Raw genomic sequence first — 14,298 nt, forward strand, 5'->3', positions numbered from 1 at the left:
CGCCTCGAAGAACCGCGCCTTCAACACCGCGAAATCCACGATCCCCGCAACTCCCTGAACTCCAGGGTGTTGCGGGGATCGATAGAACCCGCCGACACGGAGGGCGGGGTATCGGTGCGCGTAGGAAGACACCGGAGGAGACAGAGGGGCAGAGATCCGTGCCGAAGGCGTCCAGGTTCGACCAGCGAGCCGTCGCGCTCGTCGAGCTGCGCGGCACGCAGACCGAGTTCGAGATGTTCGAGGGTGCGCTGGCAGACCGTGGCTGGCCGGTGCTGGCGAAGCACGGTGGTGCGGCGAGCGCCGTCACCGAGCGAGGCGTCAAGTACACGGTCGAGGCGCGTTTCCCCGGAAGCGCCTTCAACGCGGTCAGGGGTGCCCGTGAGCGGATCGAGGTCATCTCCGACGAACTGCAACTGGACCTCAACGTAGAGGTGGTCGACCGGGTGGTCCGGGACCCGATCGACCGGCCGTACTGGTTCGCCTACGAGCGGCCGGAAGTCCGCCCGGACCCGTCTTCGGCGTCCGGGTGGCAGCGGCGGTCGGAAAGGTGGCGTGTCTGGGCGGCCGAGAAGCTGGGCAGCCGGGACACCGGGCGGCATATCACCGCCGTATCGGTCCAGGCGGCCCGGCTCCTCGCCGATCGCCCCCTTCCCGGTGCGAGACCGCGGGCCGGTGGAGCCGCCGTCCGGCGGCCGCTCGGAGTGGACGCTGAAGTGCGGGTCACCCTTGGCACGAGCCGTGAGTCCGCGAAGCTGCTGCCGCGGGTCTATTCCCTTGCAGCGCTTGAGCTGGTTCTCGGCACTCAACTGGCCGGTTCACGCGTCGCCGGATTCGGCTGGTGGATGCGCGCCCTGCTGGTATGCGTCGTCGTCTGGACGCTGTCCGTGGTGCTCCGGCGTGTGGCGCCGGAGATGAGATGCCTGTTTCGCTTCGTGACCGCTGTTGTGATCGGAGGCGCCGGGGTCGCCATGGGTGCCTTCATAGTGAGGACTGAGCCTGCGGCGGGCTACGGCGCACGCATAGCGATCCTCACGCTCGGGGCCGTTGCGGTGCTCAACGGAGTCCGGCTGCTCGTTCGGCAGTGGAGTTGGCAGCGCACAGCGCCATGGCTGCTGCCCGCCCTGCTGCCGATCTTCCTTGGATTCCTCTCGCCCCTGGGCCTTGGGCTGCATCCGTTCTATCTCGACGCCTTCCGGCTGAACCGGGAAGACATCGAGATTCCGGAGGTCTACCAGCTCCTTGCGTCCCTCAAGCTCGCGATGTGTATGAGCCTGTGGCTCGTCGCTCTCGCGTTTCTCGGGTACATGAAGCACCTGCATCTGTACGTGAAGGACCGCTGGCTCGCGAACATGCTGTTCCTTGTGCTCAGCACCGTTCTTCTGGTCTCGGGGGTGGGGACGCTCGGGGTCCTCTCCGCGGCCCGGGCCGGGACGGCGGCAGTGGCCGACGCGAAGCACGGCCGCACCCCGCGTGCCTACTTTGGCATCGCCCCCGAATGGGTCTGCGCGCACCCGATCGGCAAGCCGGAGACGATTCCCGTCGATGGAGGTGAGTTCGTTCCCGTCCGTCCGTACCTGAAGGTGGGTGACGCCGCCGATACCGTCGTGCTCTGGGACGCGGACAACTCTCAGGCCCTCAAGATGCCCATGGCCAGGCTCCGCATCGTCCCTGCTGAAGAGCGGCGCCCCGCCTCCTGCGGTTAGCCCGCCGCGCGAGGTCTGAGCAGTGGAGGATGTCAACGTCCTCCAGGTGTAAGGGAATTCCTCCTCGACCCGGCAACCCCCCCGCCCTCCGGCGACGACTACAGGGAGACAGCGGCCGCCAAGCGAACGCACCGCGCCGCGTACGAGCCGCTCGGCACAGCACCCTCCCCGCACGTCGTCGTACCGAAGGGACATCATGCGCACCCACCTCCGCACCGGCAGCCGAGGCCTCACGGCCCTCGCCGCCGGAACAGTCGCCGTCGTCGCCGTCGCCCTGCTCCCGGGCTCCGCCGGGGCCGCCGAAACCTCCCCCGTGGGCTACGGGGCCGGCACGACCGGCGGCGGCAGCTCCGCCGCCGTGACCGTCACCAGCCTCGACGCGTTCAAGACGGCCGTCACCGGCACCGCCGCCAAGACCGTCAAGGTCAGCGGGATCATCTCGCTGAGCGGCCAGGTCGACGTCGGGTCCAACACCACGGTCCTGGGCGTCGGTTCGTCCTCCGGCTTCACCGGTGGCGGGCTGCGGCTGAAGAACTCGACGAACATCGTGATCCGCAACCTCAACATCAGCAAGCCGGTCGCCCCCGCGGACGGGATCACCGTCCAGAAGTCCACAAAGGTGTGGATCGACCACAACACGTTCTCCGCAGACCGCGACCACGACAAGGACTACTACGACGGTCTGCTCGACATCACCCACGCGTCCGACCAGGTCACCGTCTCCTGGAACACCTTCAAGGACCACTACAAGGGCAGTCTGGTCGGCCACAGCGACAGCAACGCGAGCGAGGACACCGGGCACCTCCATGTGACCTACCACCACAACTACTTCAACAACGTCAACTCCCGTATCCCCAGCCTCCGGTTCGGCACCGGCCACTTCTACGACAACTACGTCGTGGGCGCCTCGACGGCCGTGCACTCCCGGATGGGCGCGCAGATGCTGGTGGAGAACAACGTCTTCCGCAGCACCGAAGTCGCCATCACCACCATCCGGGACAGCGACGAGGACGGCTACGTCGTGGAACGCGGCAACGACCTCGGCGGCGCGGCCACCGAGATCTCGCAGGTCGGTACGTTGACCCAGGCGCCGTACTCGTACACCGCCGAACCCGCCTCGTCCGTCGTCTCCTCGGTGACCGGCGGAGCGGGCGCCGGAAAGATCCAGGGCCTCTCGTTTGGATCAGGCCGTGCCCCCGCACTGGTGGGGGTACGGCCCGCTGCCGGACCGGCCGCAACCCGCCGCCGGTCCGGCGCGTCCCCTTCAGCATGATCCGAACAGCCACGCCCGCCGATCTCGACGCGATCGTCCGCCTGCACACCGAAGCGCGTGCCACCTACTACCGCGGCCACCTCCCGGAGGAGGAGTACCTGGGCGCCGGGGAGGTCGGCCGCAGCCGCGGCGGCTGGGCGCGCGCCGTCGACCGGGACGACGCCACGGTGCTCTGTGCGGAGCGCGACGGTGTCCTCGCCGGCATCGCGGCCCACGCCGTGCGCGACGGCCGCATGCACCTGACCCAGCTCCACGTGGCACCGGACCGCTGGCGCCAGGGCGTCGGCACCGAGCTGCACGAGGCGTGTGTGGCCGCCTGGCAGCGCGACGGGGTGGCGGAGGCCCTGCTGGAGGTCTTCGTCCACAACACCCGGGCCCAGTCGTTCTACATGGCGCGTGGCTGGGCCCCCGACCCGAAGCACCCCCGCACGAGCGACCATCTGGTGCTGCGCCTGGCGGTGCCGGCCGCGGTGCGCGCCTGAGCGGGCGGGAATGACCGGGATTCACCAGAGGCACAGCCGGAAGTCCGGCCCGAGCTTGTTGGCCGCGTGCCGGACGCACCGGGTGATGGACAGCCATTCGTCCTCGGTCCGCCGCATGGCGTTGCCTTGGTCCTCCCACCCCCACAGGCCGAAGTCGTCCCCGTGAACCGTGTGGTTTCGGCCGCAACCGCAGCTATCTGCGGGTACGCCTCGTTCACAGCATAGAAGGAAGCTCCAGTCAGGCTGGATTCCTCGTTGTCCTTGAATGGGGCATGGGGGCCATCTCCGGATCGGGGTATCGCGTCAGTTGGACGCGAACGATACAACAGCGAAGTGACAAGGAAGAGCGGGGTTTGGCCTTGCTACGGCACCCCTCGCACAGGGCTCAATGGCCGCATGCCTGGAAAGACGGAAACTCAACGGCCGGCGTTCGAACTCCGCTGCGGCGGACTCCACTTGACGATTCAGCGCATCCCCGTACGCCTCTTGGCGGTTCTGGGGACGTGCGGTGGGTCGGCATTCACAGCGTGGCTTACCACGCGCTGAGGGGCCCGAACTCGATACGGGTCTTGATCCCGTGGCAGTCGTGGCACAGAGGCTGAACGTTGCCGTCCGTGTCCTCGCCGGCACGGGCAAGGGGCCGCACGGGGTCCACATCAACCGAGCCGGCGAGGACGAGCAGGCCGCACCGGGCACCACCACGGGCGCCGGCCGGAACACGGAGCCGAGCGGCCCCCGAGAACACCCGGACGAGCACCGCACGGCGGGCACGCCGAGCACGGACCGGAGCCGGCTTGCCGAAGTCCTGGTGGTGTTCCTCGCGGAGTCCGCGGTGCGTCGCCGGCTCGGTGCAGTCGATGCAGCGCACTGTGGCCCTCCTGCTTGATCCCGGCATCCGAGTGGGTTCACCGTGCCTGATGTCCGCTTTCGTCGTTTCATTGATCATGAAGAAGATCATTGCGGCCACCGCTCTCGTTCTCACCGGCATCGCTCTCGCCGCCCCTGCTCACGCCGACAACGACACCAACTTTGGCAGCGGCGTCAACGCAGCCAACAACTGGAATTTCACGGCCGCCGCCGTTTGTATGCAGGAGGTCGCCGTTGTTCCGGTCATGGGCGACTATGTGAGTGACCACGCGGACAGCTGTGCCAACGGCAACGTCGTCGACCACCCGGGCAACTGAGGGCTGTCCCGTAGCACGCCCTCGTCACTCTCCACCGGAGCCGAGCTCGCTGCACGAGGCGTGCGTGGCGGCCTGGCAACGGGCGGGGGTCGCGGAGGCCCCCGCCCGGAGGCGTTCGTCCACGACACGCGCGCAGTCGTTCTGCACGGAGGCCCGGGAATGACCCGGCCCCGGACGCGCGTTCTCCCAGGGTGCGGAGGGAGCCTCCGTGCCGCGTGAAGCGGCCCCCCGAGAGCCTGGAGAGTAGAAGAGTCATGCGCGTCGAGATCTGGAGCGACATCGCTTGTCCGTGGTGCTACATCGGCAAGGCCCGTTTCGAGAAGGGCCTGGCCGGGTTCGCCCACCGTGACGAGGTCGAGGTGGTGCACCGCTCCTTCGAGCTCGACCCGGGGCGGGCCAAGGGCGACACCGTGCAGGTTCTCGACATGCTGGCGCGGAAGTACGGGCGCAGCCCCGAGGAGGCGCGGTCCATGGAGGCGAACGTCGCCGCCAACGCGCACTCCGAGGGGCTCGGCTACCGCAGCGAGGGGCGCGACCACGGCAGCACCTTCGACATCCACCGGCTGCTGCACCTGGCCAAGGCCCGCGGCCGTCAGAACGAGCTGCTGGACCTCGCATACCGGGCGAACTTCGCCGAGGAGCGGTCCGTCTTCGACGGCGGGGTGCTGGTGGAGCTCGCCGTGGAGGCCGGACTGGACGCCGACGAGGCGCGTGCCGTGCTCGCCGACCCGCAGGCCTACGCGGACGAGGTGCGGGCCGACGAGCGGGAGGCGTCCGAGCTGGGCGCCAACGGGGTGCCGTTCTTCGTGCTGGACCGGCGGTACGGGATCTCCGGCGGCCAGCCCGCCGAGGTCTTCGCCCAGGCCCTGGAGCAGGCGTGGCAGGACCGCCCGCTGACCGCGATCGGCGGGGACGCCGCGGCCTGTGACGCCGACGGCGCGTGCGAGGTTTCGGCGGCGGGCGGCAAGGGCTGACCGCCGGCCACCTACACGCATAAGCATCGCTTGGGGATACCCCTTAACTATTGGTGATTGACTATGGGTTGGGGGGCCTCCAGGCTGGGCGCATGATGATCTCTTCGCTCAGCCGTGCGGTCGACGCCGAGTTCGCGCCGGAGACCGCCTACCTCAACACCTCCAGCTGCGGCCTGCTGCCACGTCGGACCGTGGCCGCTGTGAAAGCCCTGGCCGAGGAGAACGCCACCGGCCGCCGGGACAGTGCCGGGGACTTCGAGGCCGCCGACGCCGCGCGGGAGGGCTTCGCGCGGATCGCCGGTGTCGGGGCCGGCCGGGTCGCGGTCGGCAGCTCGGTCTCCGTCCACGTCGGGCTGATCGCCTGCTCGCTCCCGGCGGGGGCCGAAGTGCTTGCGCCCGAGGGGGAGTTCAGCTCTGTCGTCAGTCCGTTCGCGGTCCGCGGCGACCTCCGGATGCGGTACGTCCCGCTGGCGGGGCTGGCCGAAGCGGTGCGTCCGGAGACCGCGCTCGTGGCCTTCTCCGCCGTGCAGTCCGCCGACGGCCGCACCGCGGACCTGGACGCGGTGCGGGCAGCGGCCGCCGCCCACGGCGCCCGTACGCTCCTGGACGCCACCCAGTCCGCCGGCTGGCTGCCGCTGGACGCCGGGGCGTACGACTACACGGTCGCGGGCGGCTACAAGTTCCTGCTCTGCCCGCGCGGCGCGTCGTTCCTCACCGTCACCGAGGAGGCCCAGGAGTCACTCCCGGCGGTCTTCGCGGGCTGGGTCAGCGCCGAGGACCGGTGGGGCAGCACCTACGGGCCGGTCGCCCAGCTCGCCCCCGACGCCCGCCGCTACGACGAGCCGCCCGCATTCCTCTCGTACCACGGGGCCGATCACTCCCTCGCGCTGCTGAACGAGATCGGCATCGACGCCGTCCACGATCACGCCACCGGCCTGGCGGCCCGCTTCCGGGCCGGTCTGGCCGGGGCGGGACACGAGCCGGTGCCGGGGGACTCGGCCGTGGTCGCGGTGCCCGGACTCGGGGACCGTGCGGCGGAACTGATGCGGGCCGGGGTGATGGTCTCCAACCGGGCCGGCAACCTGCGCGCCGCCTTCCACCTGTACAACACGGCGGCCGACGTGGACCGCGCGCTGGACGTACTGACCGTCTGACCCCCGTGCTCCGCCCGCCGGCTACGACTGCGGGGCGTCCGCCGGCGGGGCTCCGTGCCACTTCCACGACGACACCCGTGCACGGCCCGGCAGTTCGGCGCGGCCGGTGGACCACAGCAGTACGGTCCACCGGTCGCTGTCGTCCGGGGCGTCGGGGAAGAGCCGGGCCAGCACCCGGTCGCACAGCTCCGCGGGGGGCGTCCAGTCGAGGCCCAGGCCCTCGGCCAGGTCATGGGTGTGCACCAGGGTCTCCACGATGCCCATCGCGGCGAATCCCTCCGCGTCGGAGATCCCGAAGCCGTGGTACGAGCGGACGTCCGGCGCGGTCGCGGCGACCATCGCCGCGAGCATCGCCCCGCTCGCCTCCAGGACCTGCAGCAGACCGGCCGTGCCGGCCGCCGGATCGGCGAAGATCGCGTTGGACGGTCCGCCCTCGCGGCGCGGGCTCCAGTGGAACGGCACCTCCCCGTCCAACGGCGGCGACTGCGGACCCAGTTGGGCCGCGTACGCGAAGAGGTCGTCGCTCAGGTGCTCCACGGTCTCCCAGCAGGTCCAGCTCAGCGTCCCGGCCGGGGAGTGCCAGTTGTCCGCCGGGGCCTCCTTGAGCGCGGCGACCGCGAGCCGGACCGACGAGGTCACGTCGGCCGCGGTGACCGGGAGCCTCGTCCCGGTCAGCTCCGCCCGCTCGCGCGCACTGCACTCCACGCAGAACTCGTTGCCCTCCGGATCGGCCAGGGTCGCCCAGCCACGCCCGTTCGGCTTGCGGTGATCGCCGACGAGGGTGGCGCCGAGGGCGAGCAGCCGCTCGACCTCCTCGTCCCGGGTGCGGTCGTCCGGCTGGACGTCGAAGTGCACGCGGTTCTTGGTGCTCTTGGGTTCGGGCACGGTGACGAAAAGCAGCGCGGTGCCGGGGGTCTCGACGAGGGCCTCGGGGTCACCGGGGAAGTCCTCGTCGGAGAGGGAGGAGCCCAGCGCCTGGGCCCAGAAGGTGGCGAGCTCGTAGGCGTCGGCGCAGTCGACGGTGACGTGGTGTACGTGTGAAGTCATGGGCCACACTGTCGCCCGAGGTCACCGGTCGGGTCCAGCGAGATACCCGGAGGCCCGGCAGGTCGGACGGGGTCCGACTCTCCCCGGGCGGGGCGGATCCGCCGCGGCGCCTCCTCGCGGTCAGGCGCCCAGGGGGTGCCGGGCGAAGGTGTCGCCGCGCGGCCGGACGCGGCCGAACACCACGTCGATCAGCAGTGCGCGGTCGCCCTTCTCCACCAGCAGGCCACCGATACTCGCCACCAGGCTGCCGGACTCGTCCAGGTACTCGGGCCGGGCGGCCCACGCCTCGTCGGTCGCGTCGGGGATCAGGTCGCGCGGCCGCAGCCGCACCGCTCCGTCCGGCACGCTTCAGGGCCTTCTTGAGCAAGCGAACACGCGTTCCTGAGAGCTGTCCGGCGCGTCCGGTGGGGGTAGGGGGGGGGGGGGGGGGGGGGGGGGGGGCCCCCCCCCCCCCCCCCCCCCCCCCCCCCCCCCCCCCACCGGCCTACTTCACCGGCATGAAGTCCCGCGCCCCGATGAACTCCGGGCGGCGGATCGGAGCCGCGAAGGGCTCCTCGGCCTCGTTCTCCACGCTGTTGAACACGATGAAGACGTTGCTGCGCGGGTACGGGGTGATGTTGTCGCCCGAGCCGTGCATGGCGTTGCAGTCGAACCAGGTCGCCGAACCGGCCTGCCCCGTGAAGAGCTTGATGCCGTGCCGGTCGGCCATCTTCGTCAGCGCCTCGTCGGACGGGGTGCCCGCGTCCTGCATCTGCAGCGACTTCTTGTAGTTGTCCTTCGGTGTCTCACCCGCACACCCGAGGAACGACTTGTGCGAGCCGGGCATGATCATCAGCCCGCCGTTGGTGTCGTAGTTCTCGGTCAGCGCGATCGAGACGGACACCGCCCGCATGTTCGGCAGACCGTCCTCGGCATGCCAGGTCTCGAAGTCCGAGTGCCAGTAGAACCCGGAGGCACCGAAGCCCGGCTTCACGTTGATCCGGGACTGGTGGACGTACACGTCCGAGCCGAGGATCTGCCGGGCCCGGCCCACCACGCGCTCGTCGCTGACCAGCCGGGCGAACACCTCGCTGAGCCGGTGGACCTCGAAGACCGACCGGACGTCCTGCGACGTCGGCTCGATGATCGAGCGTTCGTCGGCCCGGACCGCCGGATCGGCGATCAGCCGCTCCAGCTCGGCGTGGTAGCCGGCCACTTCGTCCGGCTCGATCAGCTGGCCGACGGTGAGGAAGCCGTCGCGCTCGAACCCCTGGAGGTCCTTCGCGGCGACCGGCCCCGGTGCGCCCGGCGCGGACCAGATGACCGGGTCCTGGCGGGGAGTGGTCATCTCGGCGGCGCCGCGCGATGGGTACAGGTCGGCGCGTACATCGGTGGTCATGATGGTTCAGCCCTCCTCGGTCAGCAGTGGGTAGACACCGTTCTCGTCGTGGTCCTCCCGTCCGGTGACGGGAGGGTTGAAGACGCACACGCACCGGAAGTCCGTCTTGGGACGCAGGGTGTGGTGCTCGTGTCCGTTCAACAGGTACATCGTGCCCGGGGCGATCCAGTGCTTCTCACCGGTCTCGTCGTTGGTGAGCTCTGCCTCGCCCTCCGTGCAGAGCACGGCCTCGATGTGGTTGGCGTACCACATCGACGTCTCCGTGCCCGCGTACAGCACGGTCTCGTGGAGCGAGAAGCCCACCTTCTCCTTGGCGAGCACGATGCGCTTGCTCTCCCAGGTGCCGGAGGCGGACTTCACATGCCGGTCGGTGTTCTCGACGTCACTGAACGATCGGACAATCACGGTGGGTCGGTGCCTTTCTCTCTACGGTGTATCTCATCGGGGCCGCCCTGGAGCGGCCCCGGGCCGGAGGCGGCCGGGTGACCTCGGAGACCGGGCACCCGGCCGCCTCTCAGGCGGTCTCGCGGACGCAGCGGGCCAGCGTGCGCAGGCCCTCGTCCAGCTCCTCGGGGGTGATGGTCAGCGGCGGGAGCAGCTTGACGACCTCGCTCTGCGGGCCGGATGTCTCCAGCAGCAGCCCCAGCTCGAAGGCGCGGGCGCACACGGCCGACGCACGCGCCGGGTCGTCGAACTCCATGCCCCACACCAGTCCTCGGCCCCGGAACTGCGCGCTGTCGTGCTCGCCGCAGATGGCCAGCAGGGTCTGCTCGACCTGCTCGCCCCGGGCCCGGGTCTGCTTCGCCATGTGGCCGTCGGCCCAGTAGGCGTCGAGCGCGGCGGCGGCGGTGACGAAGGCCGGGTTGTTGCCGCGGAAGGTGCCGTTGTGCTCGCCCGGCTCCCAGATGTCCAGCTCGCCCTTGAAGAGGCAGAGCGACATGGGCATGCCGTACCCGCTGATCGACTTCGACAGCGTGACGATGTCCGGGACGATGCCGGCCTCCTCGAAGGAGAAGAATTCGCCGGTACGGCCGCAGCCCATCTGGATGTCGTCGACGATCAGGAGCATGTCCTGGCGGTGGCACAGCTCCTGGAGCGCGCGGAGCCATTCGGCGCGGGCGACGTTGATGCCGCCCTCGCCCTGGACCGTCTCCACGATCACGGCGGCGGGCTTGTTGAGGCCGGAGCCCTGGTCCTCCAGGAGGCGCTCGAACCAGAGGAAGTCGGGGACCTGGCCGTCGAAGTAGTTGTCGAACGGCATCGGGGTGCCGTGCACCAGCGGGATGCCGGCGCCGGCCCGCTTGAAGGCGTTGCCGGTGACGGCCAGCGAGCCCAGCGACATGCCGTGGAAGGCGTTGGTGAACGACACCACGGACTCGCGGCCCTTGACCTTGCGGGCGAGCTTCAGCGCCGACTCGACGGCGTTGGTGCCCGTCGGGCCGGGGAACATCACCTTGTACGGCAGGTCGCGCGGCCGCAGGATGACGTTCTGGAAGGTCTCCAGGAAGGCCCGCTTGGCGGTGGTCGCCATGTCGAGGCCGTGGGTGATGCCGTCGCGCTCGATGTAGTCGATCAGCGCGCGTTTCAGCACCGGGTTGTTGTGGCCGTAGTTGAGCGATCCGGCTCCGGCGAAGAAGTCGAGGTACGAGTGGCCGTCCTCGTCCGTCAGGCGGGCGCCCTGCGCGCGGTCGAACACGGCGGGCCAGCCTCGGCAGTAGCTACGTACCTCGGACTCGAGGGACTCGAAGACACTCAGGGCGGGCGGGGTGATGGTCACAGCTGGTCTCCTGCGTGAGGGGGGTGTGACGTGCGGCGGTGAAGGGGATCGCGGCGGGCACCGGGGCCCGCCTGCGGAAGTGCGCGCTCAGGCGTGGAACGGGCCGATGCGGTAGAGCACTTCCGGCAGATGAGTGCCCTCCGGGAAGAGGCCGCCGTCGAAGAGCACCTCGCGCTCCAGCGCCACGTCGTGACGCTGGGCGTAGGACGTGAACAGCCGGTCCGACGCGGTGTTGTCCGGTGTGATCGTCGTCTCGACCGAGGCCAGGCCCTGGCCTGCGGCGACCCGTGAGGTCAGGTCGTCCAGCAGCTTCGCTGCCAGGCCGGTGCCACGGTGGCCGTGGTCGACGGCCACCTGCCAGACGACGAGCGTCTCGGGACGGTCTGGCCTGATGTACCCCGTCACGAAGGCGACCGGGCTGCCGGTCTCGTCGCGGGCGACCACGGAGGTCGCCGCGAAGTCACGGCACCACAGCAGGTAGCTGTACGAGGAGTTGAGGTCCAGGACCTTGGAGTCGCGGGCTATGCGCCAAATCGCGGCTCCGTCCTCCACTCGCGGGGTGTCGATGGTGATGAATTCGCTTCGGGCACGTGCAAAATCTGCTGGTGCGGCGGTCATGGATTTGAATTTACCCAGCAAATCCCGAAATCGCATCGAGGAAAGGGGTTGGGTGAAGACGCCTTCTGTGCTATCACGCGGGTGCGCGCTCCAGCGCGAACTGGTGGCGATTGCTCCCGAATTGACCCGGATTTATCGGGCAAAACGAACTCGATGTGGAGTCGGTCACAACGTGATAACTCTATGGAGACGCAACCGAAATGGGTGACAGGCCCTCGTGAAAACTGGTGCGTTTAGTCTTCGAGGAAGCGGGCAGAAGAATGCGGGGGGCTGTTCTCGATGAAACAGCTCCCCGCATTCTTGAATTGTGCACGATTTATTCGCTGGGCCAGGTTTCCGAAACCGCCTTGCGGGCAGCTTCGAAATTGACCTGCCGGCCCGTGTCGGCCAGCGCCGCCCCCAGAGCGGCGAGCGAGGAGAGCGCCGCGCCCCGCGTCGCGTCCACCCCGTAGTGATTGACCCGGATCATCTCCCCGGCCAGTGCCCCGCCGCCCGCGATCAGCGGCAGCGAGGGGTCCTCGGCCAGCGCCCGAGCCACCAGGCCCGCGGCGTCCACACCCTCCGGAGCGCGCAGCGTGGTCGCCACCGGTGCGGCGTCCTTCGCCTCGTGCACGTACGGGGCCAGCCCGCCGCCCAGCGCGAGCGCGCCGGCCCGGGTGGCGGCGGCCGCGGCGGCGTGCCGGGCCATGACGGCGTCCAGGCCCTCCGCCTCGATCCGCTCCGTACAGGCCTCCAGGGCCAGCATCTCCAGCTGGGCCGGAGCGTGCGGCAGCGCCTTGCGCCCGCCGTCGATCCAGCGCTCCTTCCAGTCCAGCAGCGAGAGGTAGGAGCGGCGCGGGGCCTGCGGATTGGCCGCCAGCCGCTCCCAGGCTCGGGCGCTCACCGACACCGCGGACACCCCGGCCGGGCCGCCCATCGCCTTCTGCGCGCCGATCACGCACAGGTCGACGCCCCACGCGTCCGGCAGCAGCGGCTCGGCGCCCACCGAGGCGACGGCGTCCAGCATGAACAGCGCCCCGTGCGCGCGCACGACCTCACCGATCTCCGCGACGGGGTTGGTGTTGCCGGTCGCCGCCTCCGCGTGCACCAGCGAGACGAAGTCGATCTCCGGGTTCGCGTCCAGCGCCCGCGCGACCTGTTCGGCGGTGACGGCGGTGTGGAAGGGCACAGCCAGGTCGACGACCTCGGCGCCGCAGTCGCGCAGCCAGTTGCCGAAGGTCTGCCCGTACGGACCCGTCACCACGTTCAGCGCGGTCGACCCGGGCCGGGCGCCGCCCCGGATGCAGCCTTCGAGGGGGAGCAGGGCCTCGCCCTGCGTGATGACGACATCCTGCTCGGTGGCCAGCAGACGGGCCACCCGCCGCTCGATCGCCGCGAAATGCGCGGCGGTGAGCGGGCTGAGGTCGAGGAAAGGGTGCGTCACGGTGGTGCTCTCTTCGGGATCGGTGCGGTGTGCGGGCCTGCGGACCGGGCCCGCACCGAGCGTACCCAGCACCTCGCGGCCCCCCGGGGGGTCCCTCGTACAGTGCTGTCCATGAGTGATCACCAGGCGCCGAGGGTGCTGCATGTGAAGGGGCGGGTGCTCGTCGGACCCGAAGAGGTCAGGGACGAACTCTGGGCGGTCGACGGGCGCGTCACGTACGAGCGGCCCGCCGGCGCGGACGGGGCGACGGTCCTCACCGGCTGGACGCTGCCGGGGCTGGTCGACGCCCACTGTCATGTCGGGCTGGACCACCACGGGGCCGTCGACACGGCGACCACCGAGAAGCAGGCCGTCGACGACCGGGAGGCCGGCGCGCTGCTCCTGCGCGACGCGGGTTCACCCGCCGACACCCGGTGGATCGACGACCGCGAGGACCTGCCGAAGATCATCAGGGCCGGCCGGCACATCGCCAGGACCCGGCGCTACACCAGGAACTACGCCTACGAGATCGAGCCGGACGAACTGGTGGCGTACGTGGCGCAGGAAGCGCGTCGCGGCGACGGCTGGGTGAAGCTCGTAGGGGACTGGATCGACCGGGAGGTGGGCGACCTGACCGCCTGCTGGCCGCGGGAGGCGGTCGGGGCCGCCATCGAGGAGGCGCACCGGCTGGGCGCCAGGGTCACCGCGCACTGCTTCGCGGAGGACTCGCTGCGCGATCTCGTGGAGGCCGGGATCGACTGCGTCGAGCACGCGACCGGGCTCACCGAGGAGACGGTCCCGCTCTTCGCGGAGCGCGGGGTCGCGATCGTCCCGACGCTGGTCAACATCGCCACCTTCCCCTCGCTGGCGCGCGGCGGCGACGCCAAGTACCCGCGCTGGTCGGCCCATATGCGCCGGCTGCACGAGCGGCGTTACGACACGGTGGGCGCCGCCTACGACGCCGGGGTCCCCGTCTTCGTGGGCACCGACGCGGGCGGGGTGCTGGCCCACGGGCTGGTGGCCGACGAGGTCGCGGAACTGGTGAAGGCGGGCATCCCGGCCCTGGAGGCGCTGTCCGCGGCGTCCTGGGGGGCCCGCGCGTGGCTCGGGCGGCCGGGCTTGGAGGAGGGGGCCCCGGCGGACCTGGTGATGTACGACGAGGACCCGCGGGCGGACGTGCGCGTGCTGGCCGCGCCCCGCAGGGTCGTGCTGAACGGACGGGTGATCGGCTGACCGGCGGGCCCCCGGGGCGGACCGGCCCGGGGGTGCGCCGTGTTGACCGGCAGTTACCGGAGCCCGGACCGTT

Annotated in this window: 15 protein-coding genes; 8 read left to right on the plus strand and 7 right to left on the minus strand. The window is 70.5% G+C overall.

The window, feature by feature from the left end; translation table 11 throughout:
- Positions 1-158: 158 nt before the first annotated feature.
- The 7 genes from ACGFU6_RS35940 to ACGFU6_RS35970 all read left to right on the plus strand — a co-directional run bounded on the left by ACGFU6_RS35940 (position 159) and on the right by ACGFU6_RS35970 (position 6,770).
- Entirely contained in the window at positions 159-1,703 is a 1,545-nt protein-coding gene (locus tag ACGFU6_RS35940) for a hypothetical protein (RefSeq protein ID WP_393616764.1), read from the plus strand.
- Positions 1,704-1,899: 196 nt separating this feature from the next.
- Positions 1,900-2,976, plus strand: coding sequence for a polysaccharide lyase family 1 protein (locus ACGFU6_RS35945; RefSeq protein WP_393616765.1), 1,077 nt, complete (start codon positions 1,900-1,902; stop codon positions 2,974-2,976).
- On the plus strand, positions 2,973-3,458 hold the full coding sequence (locus tag ACGFU6_RS35950) for a GNAT family N-acetyltransferase (protein ID WP_393616766.1): 486 nt from the start codon (positions 2,973-2,975) through the stop codon (positions 3,456-3,458). Before ACGFU6_RS35945 ends, ACGFU6_RS35950 begins: the two co-directional genes overlap by 4 nt.
- A gap of 586 nt (positions 3,459-4,044) precedes the next feature.
- Positions 4,045-4,344 carry a hypothetical protein gene (locus tag ACGFU6_RS35955; protein ID WP_393616767.1) on the plus strand — a complete coding sequence of 100 codons (300 nt, stop codon included), beginning with the start codon at positions 4,045-4,047 and terminating at the stop codon, positions 4,342-4,344.
- A gap of 58 nt (positions 4,345-4,402) precedes the next feature.
- On the plus strand, positions 4,403-4,642 hold the full coding sequence (locus ACGFU6_RS35960; RefSeq protein WP_393616820.1) for a hypothetical protein: 240 nt from the start codon (positions 4,403-4,405) through the stop codon (positions 4,640-4,642).
- 254 nt (positions 4,643-4,896) lie between these two features.
- On the plus strand, positions 4,897-5,616 hold the full coding sequence (locus ACGFU6_RS35965; RefSeq protein ID WP_393616768.1) for a DsbA family oxidoreductase: 720 nt from the start codon (positions 4,897-4,899) through the stop codon (positions 5,614-5,616).
- Positions 5,617-5,708: 92 nt separating this feature from the next.
- On the plus strand, positions 5,709-6,770 hold the full coding sequence (locus tag ACGFU6_RS35970) for an aminotransferase class V-fold PLP-dependent enzyme (protein ID WP_393616769.1): 1,062 nt from the start codon (positions 5,709-5,711) through the stop codon (positions 6,768-6,770).
- 21 nt (positions 6,771-6,791) lie between these two features.
- On the opposite strand, the gene ACGFU6_RS35975 is transcribed toward ACGFU6_RS35970, so the two are convergent.
- From ACGFU6_RS35975 to ACGFU6_RS36005, 7 genes are all read right to left on the minus strand, one after another.
- Entirely contained in the window at positions 6,792-7,817 is a 1,026-nt protein-coding gene (locus tag ACGFU6_RS35975) for a VOC family protein (RefSeq protein ID WP_393616770.1), read from the minus strand.
- Between the two features lie 120 nt (positions 7,818-7,937).
- On the minus strand, positions 7,938-8,162 hold the full coding sequence (locus ACGFU6_RS35980) for a hypothetical protein (protein ID WP_393616771.1): 225 nt from the start codon (positions 8,160-8,162) through the stop codon (positions 7,938-7,940).
- 139 nt (positions 8,163-8,301) lie between these two features.
- On the minus strand, positions 8,302-9,195 hold the full coding sequence (gene thpD / locus ACGFU6_RS35985) for an ectoine hydroxylase (protein WP_393616772.1): 894 nt from the start codon (positions 9,193-9,195) through the stop codon (positions 8,302-8,304).
- 6 nt (positions 9,196-9,201) lie between these two features.
- Positions 9,202-9,600 (minus strand): ectoine synthase, encoded by a 399-nt coding sequence (locus ACGFU6_RS35990; protein ID WP_123526820.1) that lies wholly within the window; start codon positions 9,598-9,600, stop codon positions 9,202-9,204.
- Between the two features lie 109 nt (positions 9,601-9,709).
- On the minus strand, positions 9,710-10,972 hold the full coding sequence (ectB, locus tag ACGFU6_RS35995; protein ID WP_393616773.1) for a diaminobutyrate--2-oxoglutarate transaminase: 1,263 nt from the start codon (positions 10,970-10,972) through the stop codon (positions 9,710-9,712).
- Positions 10,973-11,059: 87 nt separating this feature from the next.
- Positions 11,060-11,590, minus strand: coding sequence for a diaminobutyrate acetyltransferase (gene ectA / locus ACGFU6_RS36000; RefSeq protein WP_393616774.1), 531 nt, complete (start codon positions 11,588-11,590; stop codon positions 11,060-11,062).
- Positions 11,591-11,906: 316 nt separating this feature from the next.
- A complete protein-coding gene (locus ACGFU6_RS36005; RefSeq protein WP_393616775.1) occupies positions 11,907-13,013 on the minus strand; it encodes a pyridoxal-phosphate-dependent aminotransferase family protein in 1,107 nt (368 codons plus the stop codon).
- Between the two features lie 135 nt (positions 13,014-13,148).
- Between ACGFU6_RS36005 and ACGFU6_RS36010 the strand changes: the two genes are divergently transcribed.
- Positions 13,149-14,225, plus strand: a complete 1,077-nt coding sequence (locus tag ACGFU6_RS36010; RefSeq protein WP_393616821.1) for an amidohydrolase family protein — start codon at positions 13,149-13,151, stop codon at positions 14,223-14,225.
- Positions 14,226-14,298: the final 73 nt, after the last annotated feature.

The sequence above is a fragment of the Streptomyces sp. NPDC048462 genome, from assembly GCF_043200175.1.
Taxonomy (GTDB): Bacteria; Actinomycetota; Actinomycetes; order Streptomycetales; family Streptomycetaceae; genus Streptomyces.